This window comes from Treponema socranskii subsp. buccale (assembly GCF_024181585.1).
GTDB classification, from domain to species: Bacteria; Spirochaetota; Spirochaetia; order Treponematales; family Treponemataceae; genus Treponema_D; species Treponema_D buccale.
In genome coordinates this window covers 1,573,670-1,589,881 of record NZ_CP054258.1, presented here as the reverse complement: position 1 = coordinate 1,589,881, position 16,212 = coordinate 1,573,670, and the positions used below count along the sequence as shown (strand labels likewise).

The following is a 16,212-nucleotide window of genomic DNA, read 5'->3' as shown; positions in this document are numbered from 1 at the left end:
GCATGTTAGTGGGAATAAAACCTTGCATCGGACCGGAGCTGTTGAAGACTTTGGCACAGATGGGGCACGGAGACGAATTGGTTTTGGCGGATGCATACTATCCCGGACATACGATGGGAAAAAGATGTATAAGAGCCGACGGCATAACGATTCCGGAGTTGTTGGAAGGAATATTACCCCTGATCACGCTTGATACTTTTGTAAAAGATTCTGTCGTGATGATGGCCCCTGTCGAAGGAGATACCGCCGATCCTGAAATCGAAAAAAGCTTTATGGCGATAATCAAAAGTCTTCGTGCAGAAGCGCCCGACCTTACCAAAATTTCCCGCGAAGCATTTTACGAACGTTCGAAAAATGCTTACGCGGTGGTCATGTCGAGTTCATGTGTTAAATACGGCTGTATCATACTGAAAAAGGGAGTACCGCTTGCTGCAGAATGAACAACATAAGGAATAAAGGTATTCGATTATTCATCAAGCAAATAGGAGGTTTGTGATGAAAAAGTTTATAACGGTTTGTATGTCGCTTGTTTTGCTCCATGCGATGATTTTTGCCATGGGACAAGGGGAAAATGCTGCTGCAGCCGGGGAAAAAGCATCTCCCGTCGCCGGAAAAAAGGTTGCCTATATTTTGAATCTTGCATCCAGCGATATTTTTCAGCTCTGTGCCAATCAATGTGTCAAAACGGCGAAAGCGCTCGGAATGACCTGCGACGTGTATTTTTCAAACGGCAATGATTCGACATGGCAGGATTATATAAATGTATGCGCTGCAAAGGGTTATGACGGATTGTTCGTATCGCACGGCGGACAAAATTATTCGTATACGTTTTTAACGAAAGTGTTAAAACAGTATCCGAAATTGAAAATCGTAACATTTGACACGCAATTCCGAGATACGAGCGGAAACGTAAAGACGATACCGGGTGTGACGCAGTTTTTCCAAGACGATGCGGGATTTGCGACGGCATTGCTCGATTTTATATGCGATGATCTGTATCCTGACAAGGTCGCAAAAAAAGAACCCATAAAAGTATTAAAAGTCTGGGTCGGCCCCAATTATATAAGTCCCTTTGACAGACGCGAAGTCGGCTATGCCGCATTCGAAAAAACCGGAAAGATTAAAACGGTAGAAACCGTCGGACCGACCGATTTGAACAATGCCGAATCGTCGATGACCAGCGTAACCGCTTCGACGTTGGCAAAATATAAAGCGGGCGATATCGATGCGATTTGGGTAACTTACGATGCATACGGACGGGGCGTATACAAAGCGATCATGGAATCGGGAATGAACATACCGATGGTGTCCGTCGATATTTCCAATACGGATATTCAATATATGCAGGCAAAAAAATCCGTCTGGAAAGCATGCGCGTGTACCGATTTCAAAGCAAACGGAGAACAGGGAATTCGATTGTTGGCGCTTGAAATGAATAACGATTACGACAAAATCGTAGATCCGGTAACGGGAAAGCAAACTGCATGGTGGGAAATGCCCTGTTCCGTTATCAAGCAATCGGATTTGAAGCCGAATACTACGTTGGAAAATCTATATGATGTGGCGCCCAAGTCATACGGTGCCGTCAAAAATCTGTCGACCAGCGATTGGCTCGTAAAAGCCATCGGCTATTGAATCGGTCGTCTGCCGATTTATCGGATAATTGGCAAAAAGAATCGTGCGCTGTCCTTCGGATTCGTAAAACGAAAAGTATAACTCCGGTACAAAGAGCAGCGCCGATCACGGACACGCTAGAGGAATCTCTCATGAACGATACGGTTTTGGAAGCGAAAGATATATCTTTAGTATTTCCCGATGTAACGGCGCTCTCTCACGTGAATTTTTCAATTTTGACGGGAGAAATACACGCGCTCGTCGGCGCAAACGGTGCCGGAAAATCATCGCTTATGAAAGTGCTTGCCGGTGCAAAACCTACGTACACGGGAGATATTTTTCTCAACAATAAAAAAATAGAAATACGTTCTCCCGCCGCCGCTAAAAAATTCGGCATACAGATAGTGTATCAGGAAGTCGATACTGCTTTGATAAATTCTTTATCCGTCGCGGAAAATATCATGTTAAACGACATGATCATGAATATGCATCATAGGCAGTTTATCAATTGGAGTGCGATTAATAAATCCGCGAAAGATATACTGAATCGTTTGAAAATAGATCTCGACGTAAGAAGACAAGTACAAACGCTCAGCTTGGCGCAAAAGCAGATGGTTTTAATAGCGCGCGCAATTCAAAGTTCGTGTAAGTTTTTGCTGCTGGACGAACCTACCGCTCCTTTGAGCACGACGGAAACGGAAGACTTATTTGTGACAGTACGCAATCTTGTCCGGCAGGAAAATATTGCAGTCGTTTTTATCAGTCATAGGATAAACGAAATCCTGCAAATATGCACAAAATACACGGTGATGCGGAACGGCGAAATAGTTGCAGACCGGCCGGTAACGAGTCAAACATCGACAAAGAGCGTTATTGAAGAAATGCTCGGTCGTCCGTTTGAAGAAGAGTATCGTGTACCAAAAAGAAATGTAGGCGATAAAGCTTTTATCGTAAACGACCTTACCGAAAAAGAAAATAAAATCAAAAATGTGTCGTTATATATACGCAAAGGTGAAATTATCGGCATTGCGGGGCTTGTCGGTGCGGGAAAGTCGGAATTGTGCAAAACGATATTCGGCGCGTTGAAAAAGAAATCGGGAACGATTATGTATAACGGCAAGTATTTAAAGATACGCAACCCGTCCGACGCCGTTAAGTACAATATCGCACTTGTACCCGAAGAGCGACGAAAAGAAGGGGTGTTGATAAACGAATCCGTGCATTTCAATTTATCGGCCGCAAATTTGGAAACATTTTGCAGGTTTTCTTTTATACTTAAAAAACTTATAACTCTGAATGCAAAAAAATTTATAGATTTGCTTTCCATAAAAACGTCGTCGGCCTATCAAAAAGTGCTGTTTTTGTCCGGAGGAAATCAGCAAAAAGTCGTCGTGGGTAAATGGCTTTCATCCGACGCCGGCGTCTATATTTTCGATGAACCGACAAAAGGCATAGATGTCGGCGCGAAACAGGAAATCTTCAAACTTATAAATACCATCGCGGAGCAAAACAACTGCGTTATCTATGCGACCTGTGAAAATTCCGAACTTTTGTCGATCACGGACAGAATATACGTTATGTGCGGGGGAGAGATCGCCGCCGAATTAAAAACGGCAGAAACTTCGGATAAGGAAATTATGTATTACGCCGTCGGTTCACAAGATACATACGGACAAAAGTAAAGGGGATATTCTATGAAAAGCGTTACGATCGATAATAAAAAGCTGGTAAATTTTTTATTGGATTGGGCTGCCATAATCGCCTTGTTTTTGTGTGTCATATTGTTTACGGCAAGATTGGGACGGGCTTTTTTTTCTTCTGCAAATCTTATTAACATTTTGCGTTCGATGGCCATTACCACCATCTTTGCCATAGCTGCGACTATGACGATGGCTTGCGACGGGTTCGATATGAGCGCCTGTACTTTAGCGAGCTTCAGCGGTTACATCTTTGTTTCGATGTATCTGTGGTACGGTATTTCCTTAGGTATGTCTGTAATTATCTGCATCCTTTTTACGGCGGTTTTTTATTTGCTTACTATGTTCCTTATTTTAGTTTGCAAAATCCCCGATATGCTCGCTACGTGCGCTTTGATGTTTATCCATCAGGGACTCGGATTGTGGTATACGGGAGGAGGAGCCGTTTCCGCCGGAATGAGCCTTCCTAACGGGAATGCGCCTGTACGAAGAACGCTTTCAGAAGCGTTTATGAACATAGGGCAGGCTCCTTCAATTATTATCATAATGCTTGCTTGCGTGCTCGTCGCATATATATTTTTGAATTACACAAAACACGGGCGTTATCTTTATGCGATGGGAGGAAATAAAACCGCAGCAAAACTGTCCGGCATAGATATCAATAAATACAGATTTATCGCCGGTATGTCGACTGCAGTATTTATCGCGATAGGTGCCATCGTAGTATGTTCCCGCGACTCGGCAGCGCAGATAACGGGCAGCGATAATTATCTCATGCCGTCGCTTGCCGCGGTCTTTGTCGGACGCTCCGTAGGAGGAGCCGAAAAACCCAATGCCATAGGTACCTTGATAGGAGCGGGGCTCGTTTCACTGCTTGAAAACGGGCTTATGATGTGTTCGGTTCCTTATTATTCATTGCCGGCGGTAAAAGGTGCCGTTCTTACCTTGGCTTTGATCGCTGCGTATGCCAATAAAAAAGAAAATTAAATTCGGGAGGTATATATGTCACGCTACGATACGTATTTTTTATTGAAAACAGAGGATGTCGAAGGCTATATCAGAGAAAAAATTCCGGATTATTTTTCCGCCGATGAAAAATTGGAATGCAAGGAAATCGGAGACGGCAATTTGAATTACGTCTTCAGATTGATTAACCCCGTAACCGGAAAGTCCATAATAATTAAACAGGCGGGACTTGAGCTTCGTATTTCAAAAGACATAAAAATATCTACGGACAGAGGACGTATCGAATTCGATATTTTAAAACTGCAGGGAGAAGCCGCACCCGGCATGGTGCCGAAAGTATATCTGTATGACGGGGTTATGTGTGCGTTTGTTATGGAAGATATGATCAATCATACTATGATGCGCACGGCTTTGATGCAGCATACCGTATATCCGAAATTTGCCGATCAGATATCTTCGTTTCTTGTCGATACGCTTTTGTCGTCGACCGATTTGGTTATGAATCATAAGCAAAAAAAGGAGATGGTAAAAAAATTTATCAATCCCGATCTCTGCGAAATCACCGAAGATCTCGTATACAGCGAACCGTATGTGGATTATAATCACAGGAACAATCTTTTTAAACCGAACGAAGCATTTATACAAAAAGAAATCTATAACGATACGGCTTTGCGTCTTGAAGCTGCAAAATTAAAATTTCGATTTATGAACGACGCGCAAGCGTTGATTCACGGCGATCTGCATACCGGATCCATATTTATAAATCAAGAACATTTATTTGTCTTTGATCCCGAATTCGCCTTTTACGGACCGATCGGATACGACGTCGGAAATGTACTGGCGAATATGTTCTTTGCGTGGTGCAACGGAGATGCGACGATCGCCGATAAATCGGAAAAGGACGAATTTTGCGACTGGACGATCGAGAGCATACGAGACATCGTTGATATGTTTACCGCGAAATTCAAAAAAGCCTATGCCGAAAAAGTTACGGATAGTATGGCGAAAACGCCGGGTTTCCTCGACTACTATCTTAATTCGATACTGGAAGATACGGCGGGATGTACGGGGCTTGAATTGATCCGGCGTACCGTCGGGATGGCGAATGTAAAAGATATCACTTCGATTTCAGAAGAAAACAAGCGCGTGCGTGCGGAGAGAATTATTATTGTTTTGGCAAAAGATTGTATAAAAAACAGAATGCAATTCAAGTGCGGTAATGATTATGTAACGGCGATAAAAGCTGCAATCAACAACCCCGACGCAGAGCATCGGGGTATGTTGTTCTCATAAGGTGGTTGCGGTCGGCTTTAATATCCTTTGTTACGACGCAGAGCGTCGGGGTATTAAACCCTCCGCACGAATAAAAAAAGATCGATCGGGAGGTTCAATAAAATGAGTAATATAAAATCGATTATGGATTATGATACGGTTCGTTTCGATGAAGAAAAAAACGAATTGGTTATAATCGATCAGACGAAACTGCCCTGCGAAATCGAAATTCTGCATTTAAAGACAGCGAAGGAAATATGGGATGCGATATACCTGCTGCAAGTTCGCGGCGCCCCTGCTATAGGCGTTGCCGCCGCATACGGACTCTATATTCTTGTGAAAAATATCGGCGCTTCAAACTACGACGATTTTTATAAAGAATTTTCACGAATAAAAGATTATTTGAATTCTTCGCGTCCGACGGCGGTAAATCTTTCGTGGGCTTTAGAGCGCATGAATACGGTTTGTGTCGAGCATAAAAGCGAGCCGATGAAAAACATATTGGAGTCTCTTTTGCAGGAAGCGAAGCGCATTCAAGAAGAAGATATTGCAACCTGCCGTAAGATAGGTGAATATGCGTTAACGCTTGTAAAACCCGGAGACGGTTTGCTGACTCATTGCAACGCGGGTCAGTTGGCGACTTCGAAATTCGGAACCGCTACGGCCCCGATGTATCTCGGTAAAGAAAAAGGATACGACTTCCGCATTTTTGCGGACGAAACGCGGCCTCTCTTGCAGGGTGCCCGTCTTACGGCATTCGAACTGTATTCGTCGGGACTCGATGTAACGCTTATTTGCGATAATATGTCCGCATCGGTGATGAAAAACGGTTGGGTAAACGCCGTCTTTACCGGCTGTGACAGGGTTGCCGCAAACGGAGATGCGGCGAATAAAATCGGAACTTCGGTAGTCGCCATCTGTGCAAATTATTATCACATACCTTTTTATATCTGTGCTCCGACTTCCAGTATCGATATGTCTATAACTGCGGGAAGCGACATTAAGATCGAACAAAGACCGGCGGAAGAAGTGACGGAAATGTGGTACAAAAAAAGAATGGCGCCGGAAGGAATAAAAGTATTTAATCCCGCTTTTGACGTTACCGACAATAAGCTGATAGCGGGGATTATTACCGAATACGGAATTGCACGACCGCCGTATTCGAAATCCTTAAAAGAAATATTTGCTGAAAAAGCACGTAACACAGCTGTACGATAAAAATAACCGAATCCTTATCATTCTGACAAAAACGTAAACGTTTGTGCCGGAGAAGTGGCTTCACTGTGTAAACGGCCGCCCGTTTTTTTATATACAAACGGCCGGCTCCCTGCTATAATCGGCGCTATGAATCGTATCGATGTCGATGACATACAGCAGATCGCCGTCTCCGCGGGAGCGGTCGTGCTTGAAAACGGCGGGGAAACCTACCGCGCGGAAAAGACGGTCGTACATACGGCCGCAGCTCTCGGCGCGATCGAGCCGTCTTCGTTTATAACGACGACGGTCGTCATGGTTTCGTTTTTCGACGAAAATCGGAAGCATTATTCGTATTTCAAACGCATATACAAGCGCGATATCAATCTCAATAAATTGACGATGATCAACAGTCTGTCGCGTTCTCTCGAACGGCACAGACGCGTTCCGGACGCCGCATTCATAGAGCGGCGCATCGCGCATATCGGCGATGCGAAAGACTATTCGGCCGCTTTTATCGTCGCTTCGGCTGCACTCAGCTCTTTTTTCTTTACGCTGCTTTTCGGCGGAACCGTGCTCGACGCTCTTTGTGCTCTCCTTATCGGCGGCATCATCCGTGCTGCGATGCGTCTTCTCGGAAAAGGCGCGGTCAACAATTTTTTCGTCTCATTGTGTGCGGGTTCGGCCGCTTCGATTATGACCGATATACTCGGCCTCACGCCGCTTCCCCTGCATCCGTCCGTCGTCATCATCGGTGTGCTCATGCAAGTCGTTCCCGGCCTCGCCCTCGTCAATTCGATACGCGACAGCATTGCAGGCGATTTTGTCGCAGGGACTTCGCGCCTCGTCGATGCGCTTTTGACGGCGCTCGCGCTTTCCGTCGGCAGTACGGCGGGTTTGTTTGTGATACATGCGGTACAAGGGGGATTGCAATGACGGCGAAGATAGCGCTTGAAAGCGTGTGGGCGTTCGGAGCGGCCGCCTGTTGCGCATTCTACTTCAATGCCGAAAAACGCGACGCGCTCATCGCTTCGCTTCTTGCGGGAATCGGCTGGTTTTTGTTTTGTGTGTGTAAGCTCTACGGCGGACACGAAGCGTTCGGCTGCTTTTGCGCTTCGTGCGCGGTTGCCTCGGGAGCGGAAGTGTTTGCGGTGATCGTAAAGCGGCCTGCGACCGTCTACCTCGTGCCGGGTATCATTCCCCTTGTTCCCGGGGGCGGCGTGTTTTTAATGATGCGGAGTGCGGTGCAGGGGGATTTTTCCGCATCCCTTTCATACGGGTACGGCGCGCTCGGAGAAGCCGTTGCAATCGCGCTCGGTATCGCGATCGCTTCGTCGATTGCGAGAACCGTGAGAGCGGCGATCGCCAAGCGTCACAGAATACATCGATAAACGATTGCGATTGATCGATTTTATTTTCGGAGTTTAAATACTGCCGTCATTCCATAAAATAATTGTAATCCGCGCCGGTATCGCCGGTATCGTTTCCCGTTTGCTTTCCGCTTCCGCCGTCTAAAATGTCGGACGGAATCGCAAGAGGAGACGTGTCGTAGGCATCCTCATAGCCGAATCCGGATTTGTACATTTCCTTTTGCAGCCGGTCGATAAATACGGCGGTTGCGTTTTTATCGGAATGGATCGTACAGAACTCTGTCGGCTCGGTTCCCGAAAGGAACCACTGCGTCGTTATGTGATTTCCGCATTCGGGCGTCGGCAGCAGTCCGCTTTCGGTGCAGACAGTTGCGCGGATAACGCCGGATGCGGGAGCGGCGAAATCTTTTGACGGAAGATCTTTGTGAACCGCGCCCATAAAGTCGCCCATCGCGGGGCCTGCAAGCGATGCGCCGGTCACGCTGAGTCCGAGCGAATTGCCGCGCTTGTCGAAGCCGAACCAAAACGCCGACGTGTAATACGGACTGAATGCGACCGTCCACGCATCCGCCCAGTTTTGCGTCGTTCCCGTTTTGCCTGCAAGCGGGATCGCATACGATTTTCCGCTTTTGGTTTTATAAGAAAGCTTTGCTCCTTGCCCCGCGAGCGTTCCGCTCCTTACGGTATTCGTCAAAAGCTGCGTCATAACGTATGCCGTTTGCGGCGAAATGATCTGCGCAGCGCTGCCCTTTTGTTGCTGCGCCAAAAGGATATCGCGTTCGGGATTAAAGATAACGTTTCCGTTTCTGTCTTCGACCGTGCGGATCGCTATCGGTACGACTTCTTTTCCGCCGTTTGCAAATATGGCAAATGCCCTCGCCATTTCGATCGGCCGCACGTCACAGACGCCGAGTCCGAAGGGGTAAACGGGAACAAAGCTGCGTTCGCGGTATTCGCTTTGCGGGATGCCGAGCAGTTTTGCCGACCGGTCGATTGCGGCATCGAATCCGATGGTATCGAGTATTTTTATCGCCGGTACGTTCAGCGACACGGCAAGCGCGTACCACAGTTGGACATTGCCCCTGTACCTGCCTTTGAAATTCTGCGGAATGTACGGCGTGCCGTCGGACTTATAAAAGACGGTCGGCGTATCGGAGATGATCGTAGCGGGCGTAAATTTTCTCGAATCGATTGCCGCCGAATAATAGAGCGGTTTGAATGTGGAACCCGGCTGAAAGCGCGACTGTACGGCGCGGATAAATTGATTACCTTGTCCGTATTGACTGCCGCCGACGAGAGCCGTGATATAGCCCGTATCGTTTTCAATCGCGATCATCGTTCCTTCGATCGTCGTCCGTTCGCTTTCCGCTTGAGAAATCTTCGTCGCGTTGTTGACGACCTGCATTTTCAAATCTTCAAGGCCGAACATAAGAGAGCAGGCGTCGAGCACGGGATTGATCTGATCGACGAACGCATCGTTTGCCGTTTTTTGTGCGCGCTCGGCCGAAAGCTTTATGCCCGGCAGACCGAAAGTGAGTGCGATGAGTTCGGAAAGCGGAACGTAGGGTCTGAACGTCGTTGTGCCGCGGTTTCCCTGATCCCGTCTCCATATTCGATTCGCCTGCGAAATGTATTTGTCCATGACCGCTTGTGCCGCCTCTTGGTGCGACAGGTCGAGCGTCGTATTGACGGTAAAGCCGCTCGTGTAAATGTCCTCCGAGCCGTAGACCATATTGGCGAGCTCGCGCCGCACGTATTCGCTGAACCACGGCGCTTTATCGTCGCGCGTAAAGTATGCCGATGCGCTCGTCCTCGTGTAATCGAAATTCGCCCAGTACTCGTCGAAGGATTCGTCGGCGTCCGCCTTTGTGATGTATCCCCGATTTACCATGGAAGCGAGGACATCGCGCTGACGATCCATCGCCCTGTTCGGATGATCGAAGGGATTGTAATAGGCGGGATTCGACAGCTGGATGACGAGGATCGCAGCTTCCGCCGGTGTGATCTTTGTCGCATCGTGCCCGAAATAATACTTCGATGCGGCGTTAACGCCGTAGGTGCCGCCGCCGAAGTAGATGCGGTTGAGATAGGTTTCGAGGATTTCGTTTTTCGAAAGCCTCCTCTCCATCTGTATCGCCCACCACAGCTCTTTGATCTTTCGCTTTATGCTTCTGTCGGCGCGGTCGCAGTAGAGCGTTCCCGCGATCTGCTGCGTCAACGTCGAACCGCCGCCGAGACCCAGATGCAGCGCCTGTCCGATCACCGCACGCACGATCGCTTTCGCGGAATAGCCGCGGTGTTTGTAAAATACGCGATCTTCTCTTGTCAACAGCGTATTTATCACGAGGCGCGGCAGACGCTCGAAGCTGATGATTTCACGCTTTTCGTCGGATGCGAGCTCCGTGATGAGTTCACCGTTTATATCGAGCAGTCTTGTCGGCAGCGCCGTTTCGAATTCGGTGATGTATTCGGTATTTTTGATGTTGATCGTTTCCGACAATGCCCAACCGAGCGCGCCCCCGAATGCAAGCGCGAAAAATGCGAGCACTGCAATTTCTATAATCGTCGATTTTTTAATCGAACCGGTAATTGTATTTCGTATCATACGCGTCACTATGATATAGTAGCTCGAATAGCGTATTTTGTAAATCACCCGATTTTAAGGAACCGTATTCATGCATCGATCTGAATAAAAAAAGGAGCCGGTACGCAAAATGCATATCGGCTCCAATGCCCATCAGGCAATCGGGGACATGGGTGGGAGGGGAAATGTCCCCGATATATATAATATCGACTTAAACGCCGAAAAAGAACAGCGGATTTAAAAAAATACCGCATTTTTTGCTTAAACGGCAGCGATACGCGCTTACTCTTCGTTTATCTTCAAATCGACGGCAATCGATACCGTATAAGATTTTCCTTTTTGTGCGTTGACCGTGCGCATGATTTCGTAATCGCCCATGACGAAGCGCACCGTGTGCTCGCCTTCGGAAATCTCAATCTCTTTGCCGATCGCCGTCCAATGCCTGCCGTCGACATAGACGGAAGCATTTGCCGGAGACGTGACGAGCAGCGTCGGAGCGAGGCTTTTGAGCGCAACCCTAAGTTCCGTCGTTTTCGCCCGGTCGATACGCACCGTACGCATTTCGTCGCGGTAAAAATCGGATACGATATTTACATCGTGCGTACCCGGCGTAAGCGTGTATCCGTTCGCATCGGCAGCCGTCTTGGCGCCGTCGATAAAAAGCGTATACGGATCGGTATCTCCGTTCGGAGCGGTGACGGAAACGCACAGCTTTCCTTTATTTATTAAAATCGGTTTTACGGTAATCTTTAATTCCGCGTTGATAGTTTCGTCGGGAACCCCTTTCATCGCCGGCTGCAGGCGCACGAATACGAAGCCCCGCTTTGTATCGGGAACGACGCCGATCTTTGTTTCATATGCGCTTTCTTTAAATGATACCGATGCCGAAAGCGGAATCCGGATGATCCACGAAAGCCGGGCGGGAAGCGGTTTGACGAAAGAACGCGTTCCGCCGTAATCGATTTGAGAAGACGAGGGGAGGGGCGTTATATTGTCGTAGAGAGAGAGGGCGACCGAATCCTGCCATGCGGCGACCGCTTCCGGTATCGCAATTTTTATTTCGATACCTTCAAGCCAGCTCCTGTCGTCCGGTAAAAAAATTGCGATACAATCGTTGATGCCGGTGACGAAAGTCTGTTCGTTTTGTATCGTACCGGTGAGCTTTATAGGAAAAAGTTTTCGCACGCGGAATGTTTCCGAAAAAAGCGGAGATGCGGCGCATAAAAGAGACAAAATAATAATTTTAGTGCAGATGCCGTGTATCTTCATCGTCCCTGCCTGCCGCCGTAATCCGGCAAAAGACCGCGGGGGTCGGTCGAAACGCCGTTTATGCGTATTTCAAAATGGAGGTGCGGTCCCGTGGCCGCTCCCGTTTTTCCCACAAGCCCGATCGGAGTTCTGCCTATGACGATATCGCCTTTACGCACAAATACGTCCGAAAGGTGCGCGTAGATGCTCGTCATGCCCTTGTCGTGTTTGAGTACGACGTAATTTCCGTATATCGGATCGCCCTTCGTACAGCGTACGACGCTTCCGCTTTTGCACGAATACACCCGTGCGCCTTCGGGAGCCGCCAAATCGATGCCGCGGTGAAAGCGCATTTCGCCGGAAAGAGGACTCATCCTCATGCCGTATGCGGATGACAGCCACGAAGCGTCGAGCGGCATTTTAAAATCCGCATCGAGAAAATAGGCGCGCTCGGTCGAGCCGAAACGCTCTCCGTGTAGAAAATAAAAACGCCTGCCGTTTATACTATACCACTCTTTTGACAAATTTTCCATAACCGGAAAATATTTTTTTTCTATTAATATTTCGATGGACGATTCCGGCGTTTCCGGGACGAATAAACCCGCATCGGTCGGAAGGATGATCGTTTTGCCGGCAGCCATATCGCCGATATTCGCGATGCTGTTTACCGTCGCTATCGTTTCGTAGGGAATCGAACAGGCGGCAGCGACGGTAAAAAGCGTATCGTCCGTTGTCGGCGTGTACGCGTAAAACTGCACGTGCTTTGCCTTTCCCGCAGCGGAACGCTTGTAGTTTTCTTCGACGTCGGTGCCGTACTGTTTAAAGACGTCGTCGCGCGATGAAAGACGCGGAATACGCGGAAGCTTTTCCGTTTGCAGCATGATGCCGTTTTGCGCCGAAGCCGTACATATATTTGTTTGCCGCGCGGCGCTTTGAAATGCGAGTGCGTTTTGCGGCGGAATAGGCAAGAGTATGATGCCGGCTGCCGCGATAAAGATGCGGCGTATCGTTTGCATATTACCCGTTTCGCAAAAGACGGGAAGAGATAATGCAGAGCACGGGGATGAGGATGATGACGGGGATCGCGATAAAGCGCGCGCCGGCAAATACGAGCGCTGTCGAAGCCGTAAGCCCCGATGCGATGATGACGATATCGAGGGCGGCGCAGAGCACTGTTTTCCGTGTCGATTTTTTTACCGCCGCGACAATTTTATAAAGAATATATCCGCCTAAAAAGACGAGGACGACCGCCGTATAGACGGAAGGGAGCGAAGTTGCAAAGCGCCACAGCGGAAACGTCAATGACCCGCCGACAAGGGCGCACAGCGCGACGAGCGCGGCCGCTTTCGCCGCCGAAGAAAACGCAGTGATTACATAATAAAGAAAACGTTTTGCCATAACCGCCTGCATAAAAAGGACAGCCGGCAGCCCTATGTTGCGGCGTCCGGCATGTCACTTTATTGTTAAAAAAATTACACTTCCGCAATTGCCGAAGTCGGACATTCGCCTGCGCAGGTTCCGCAGCTGATGCATTTTTCTTCATCGATGATGCGGGCGTTATCGGCTTCCGATATCGCGCCGACCGGACAGTCGGGTTCGCAGGTTCCGCAGTTTACGCACTGCGCTTTGTTGATTCTGTACGCCATAATTGTTCTCCTGTTATAGCTTGATTTATTTGTGTGCCCTATGAGAGCACGTACCACGTATAAAATAATACACTATTGCCGAAAACCGCGCAAGACCGCTATACTGTATTCGTTATACATTGATTATTTGGCAGGGATGATTATGAAAAAAGAAACTGTTGCGTCTATGATCGATCACACGCTTTTGGCGCCGGAAGCGGGGACGGAAAAAATACGGCGGCTCTGCGCGGATGCAAAAAAATATCGCTTTGCATCGGTATGCGTCAATCCCGTCCATGTACGGCAGGCGGCTTCCGAACTCGCAGGTTCGACCGTCCGAGTGTGCACCGTCATCGGCTTTCCGCTCGGTGCGAATGTAAGCGCCGTCAAAGCGTTTGAAGCCGAACAGGCGATCGCGGACGGAGCGGATGAAGTCGATATGGTGATCGATATCGGTGCGGCAAAGGACGGCCGTTTCGAAGACGTGGAAGCGGACATCAAAGCCGTTACGGATTCGGCGCGGAAAGCCGCAAAAAAAGCGGGTAAGAGCGTCGTCGTAAAAGTGATCCTCGAAACCTGCTTTCTTTCCGATAAAGAGATCGCTTCGTGCTGTACCTGCGCGGTAAAAGCCGGAGCCGATTTTGTAAAAACGTCGACGGGCTTTGCGAATCCGAAAGGAGATGACGGAAAGCCGCTTCCTAACGGCGCGACGGTTCATCACGTCGAACTCATGCGGAAAACGGTCGGCACAGCTTTCGGCGTAAAAGCGTCGGGAGGTATACGCTCCGCCGAAACCGCTTTGGCGATGCTCTCGGCCGGTGCGAACAGGCTCGGTACGTCGAGCGGCGTTAAAATCGTCGAAGATTGGGACGAAAGCGCCGCGGTCAAAGGCTGTTAAGCTGAAATCGAAGAATCGGGCATCGATTGCCGCAGCTTTTCACTTGAAAGCGAAAAGACGATATTCAAATATAGTGCAGATATTTTACGCTTAAAAGAGCGCCTGCAAGCACCGCGTCATCCGTAAATTTGCTCGGCACGATTTTATATGTTCCCGCGTTTGCGATGAACTCGTATTTCGACGGCAAGACGGTATTCCATTTCGATAAATCGCGCGCCGGCGTTATTTGCAGTATTTTTTTTCTATGTCCGAAATCATCCGCACGCGCTCGGCGTGCCGGCCGCCTTCGAACTTCGCATCGAAAAAAGAGTCGACGATCATCTTTGCCAATTCCGACCCGACGACGCGCGCGCCCATCGCGATGATATTCGCGTCGTTGTGCTCGACGGTGAGCTTTGCCGTGTACGGTTCGCTGCACACCGCGGCTCTGATGCCCGGCACTTTGTTTGCGGCGAGCGAAATGCCGACACCCGTTCCGCAGACGAGCACGCCTTTTTCGATTTCATTCGATTTTATCGCTTCGGCAACTTTCAAACCGAAGTCGGGATAATTTACTCTGACATTCGGATCCGTTGTACCGTAGTCGATACATTCGAATCCTCGTTTTTGCAAATGCTCCATTAAAATAGTTTTCAATTCGACCGCCGTATGATCGCATCCGAAACCGATTTTCATATTGCCTCCTTTTGGGCATGTATTGATAACAACTTACCCCGATACTTGCGCCGGGGTAAGTCGATTATAGCGGAACGGTTCCGCTCGTACAATAAATTTACTTCAAAAACGATTTGACATTATCTTTCGTAATCAAAACCGATTCGACGGGCGTTTTCGCAGGGATTTTGCCGACGACGCCTTTCGTACCGTTTTGTACCGCTTTTACGAGCAGGTTAAAACTCGTCGCACCGATTTGAGCCGAGTCTTGTGCGACGGTCGCGCTCAACTGCCCGTTTGCAACCGAACGCACGGCTTCGCTGTCGCCGTCCGTTCCGACGACCATGATTTTGCCGAGCTTATTTGCGTTTATGACAGCCTGTATGACGCCGAGCGCCATACCGTCGTTGCACGCGTAGATGCCGGCGAGGTCGGGGTTTTGTTGAATGTACGTCGTTGCGACATCGAGCGCCGTCTGGCGATCCCAATCGGCCGCCTGGCTTCCGACGATATTCAATTTGCCTGCGGTAAACGCCGCACGTGCACCGTTCTTTCTGTCTTCGCTCGATTGATTTCCCGATTTGCCTTCGATGATCAGCACTTTCGCGCCGGCAGGAACGTTTTTGACGATATATTCCGCGCCCTTTTTTCCGACCGCGACATTGTCCGTTGCAACGTATGCGACACAGGCGCCTTTGTTGTTGGCGAGTTCTTTTTCATTGAACATTTCGTCGATATTTACGATCGTGATACCCTTTGCCGTCGCTTTGCCGATGCCCGACAATACGTTTACGCCGGAAAGAGGCGCAATACCGATACCTTTGTATCCGCGGTTGATGCACTGTTCGAGGATCGAAAGCTGACCTTCCAGATCGTCTTCCGACTGCGCCGAATACAGATCGACTTTTATGCCGAGCTTTGCGGATTCCGCTTCCACGCCCTTCCACATCTTTACCCAAAAGTCGCTCGCTTGCGTTTTAAGGATGACCGCGTAATCGGCGCGTTCCTGATTTTCGTTCGAGCCGGTTGCGGCCGCAAACGACACGGCGATCAGAGCCGCCGCCAAAAAAGCCGTTAATTTTTTCATATA

General features: G+C 48.8%; 17 protein-coding genes. 9 read left to right on the top strand and 8 right to left on the bottom strand.

Features of this window, described 5'->3' with window-relative positions; translation table 11 throughout:
• Positions 1-2 precede the first annotated feature (2 nt).
• The 8 genes from fucU to HRI97_RS07160 all read left to right on the top strand — a co-directional run bounded on the left by fucU (position 3) and on the right by HRI97_RS07160 (position 8,134).
• Positions 3-440, top strand: a complete 438-nt coding sequence (gene fucU, locus HRI97_RS07195) for an L-fucose mutarotase (RefSeq protein WP_253724816.1) — start codon at positions 3-5, stop codon at positions 438-440.
• 55 nt (positions 441-495) lie between these two features.
• Positions 496-1,635, top strand: coding sequence for a substrate-binding domain-containing protein (locus tag HRI97_RS07190; RefSeq protein WP_253724814.1), 1,140 nt, complete (start codon positions 496-498; stop codon positions 1,633-1,635).
• Between the two features lie 131 nt (positions 1,636-1,766).
• The gene (locus tag HRI97_RS07185) at positions 1,767-3,296 is read left to right on the top strand and encodes a sugar ABC transporter ATP-binding protein (RefSeq protein WP_253724813.1); all 1,530 of its coding nucleotides are present in this window, start codon (positions 1,767-1,769) and stop codon (positions 3,294-3,296) included.
• 12 nt (positions 3,297-3,308) lie between these two features.
• On the top strand, positions 3,309-4,298 hold the full coding sequence (locus tag HRI97_RS07180; RefSeq protein WP_253724811.1) for an ABC transporter permease: 990 nt from the start codon (positions 3,309-3,311) through the stop codon (positions 4,296-4,298).
• Between the two features lie 15 nt (positions 4,299-4,313).
• A complete protein-coding gene (gene mtnK / locus HRI97_RS07175) occupies positions 4,314-5,570 on the top strand; it encodes an S-methyl-5-thioribose kinase (protein WP_253724810.1) in 1,257 nt (418 codons plus the stop codon).
• 102 nt (positions 5,571-5,672) lie between these two features.
• Complete coding sequence (gene mtnA / locus HRI97_RS07170; protein ID WP_253724808.1) at positions 5,673-6,767, top strand: S-methyl-5-thioribose-1-phosphate isomerase; 1,095 nt, start codon at positions 5,673-5,675, stop codon at positions 6,765-6,767.
• A gap of 126 nt (positions 6,768-6,893) precedes the next feature.
• Positions 6,894-7,679, top strand: a complete 786-nt coding sequence (locus tag HRI97_RS07165) for a threonine/serine exporter family protein (RefSeq protein WP_253724806.1) — start codon at positions 6,894-6,896, stop codon at positions 7,677-7,679.
• Positions 7,676-8,134, top strand: a complete 459-nt coding sequence (locus HRI97_RS07160) for a threonine/serine exporter family protein (RefSeq protein ID WP_253724804.1) — start codon at positions 7,676-7,678, stop codon at positions 8,132-8,134. The genes HRI97_RS07165 and HRI97_RS07160 overlap by 4 nt, the downstream gene beginning before the upstream one ends.
• Positions 8,135-8,180: 46 nt before the next feature.
• Here the strand turns inward: HRI97_RS07160 and HRI97_RS07155 are convergent, their stop codons facing one another.
• From HRI97_RS07155 to fdxA, 5 genes are all read right to left on the bottom strand, one after another.
• Positions 8,181-10,718 carry a penicillin-binding protein 1A gene (locus tag HRI97_RS07155; protein WP_253724803.1) on the bottom strand — a complete coding sequence of 846 codons (2,538 nt, stop codon included), beginning with the start codon at positions 10,716-10,718 and terminating at the stop codon, positions 8,181-8,183.
• A 261-nt stretch (positions 10,719-10,979) separates the two neighbouring features.
• A complete protein-coding gene (locus HRI97_RS07150; protein ID WP_253724801.1) occupies positions 10,980-11,966 on the bottom strand; it encodes a PEGA domain-containing protein in 987 nt (328 codons plus the stop codon).
• Positions 11,963-12,961 (bottom strand): M23 family metallopeptidase, encoded by a 999-nt coding sequence (locus HRI97_RS07145; protein ID WP_253724800.1) that lies wholly within the window; start codon positions 12,959-12,961, stop codon positions 11,963-11,965. The genes HRI97_RS07150 and HRI97_RS07145 overlap by 4 nt, the downstream gene beginning before the upstream one ends.
• A 1-nt stretch (position 12,962) precedes the next feature.
• A complete protein-coding gene (locus tag HRI97_RS07140) occupies positions 12,963-13,343 on the bottom strand; it encodes a hypothetical protein (protein ID WP_253724798.1) in 381 nt (126 codons plus the stop codon).
• A gap of 74 nt (positions 13,344-13,417) precedes the next feature.
• Positions 13,418-13,591: a 4Fe-4S ferredoxin gene (gene fdxA / locus HRI97_RS07135; protein ID WP_180486024.1), complete on the bottom strand. Its 174-nt coding sequence runs from the start codon at positions 13,589-13,591 to the stop codon at positions 13,418-13,420.
• Positions 13,592-13,733: 142 nt separating this feature from the next.
• Between fdxA and deoC the strand changes: the two genes are divergently transcribed.
• Positions 13,734-14,468, top strand: coding sequence for a deoxyribose-phosphate aldolase (gene deoC / locus HRI97_RS07130; protein ID WP_253724796.1), 735 nt, complete (start codon positions 13,734-13,736; stop codon positions 14,466-14,468).
• A gap of 64 nt (positions 14,469-14,532) precedes the next feature.
• On the opposite strand, the gene HRI97_RS12570 is transcribed toward deoC, so the two are convergent.
• The 3 genes from HRI97_RS12570 to alsB form a co-directional block, all read right to left on the bottom strand.
• Positions 14,533-14,655, bottom strand: a complete 123-nt coding sequence (locus tag HRI97_RS12570) for a hypothetical protein (RefSeq protein WP_301338881.1) — start codon at positions 14,653-14,655, stop codon at positions 14,533-14,535.
• 35 nt (positions 14,656-14,690) lie between these two features.
• Positions 14,691-15,143 carry a ribose 5-phosphate isomerase B gene (gene rpiB / locus HRI97_RS07125; RefSeq protein ID WP_180486026.1) on the bottom strand — a complete coding sequence of 151 codons (453 nt, stop codon included), beginning with the start codon at positions 15,141-15,143 and terminating at the stop codon, positions 14,691-14,693.
• Positions 15,144-15,240: 97 nt separating this feature from the next.
• The gene (gene alsB, locus HRI97_RS07120) at positions 15,241-16,209 is read right to left on the bottom strand and encodes a D-allose transporter substrate-binding protein (RefSeq protein ID WP_253724795.1); all 969 of its coding nucleotides are present in this window, start codon (positions 16,207-16,209) and stop codon (positions 15,241-15,243) included.
• Positions 16,210-16,212: the final 3 nt, after the last annotated feature.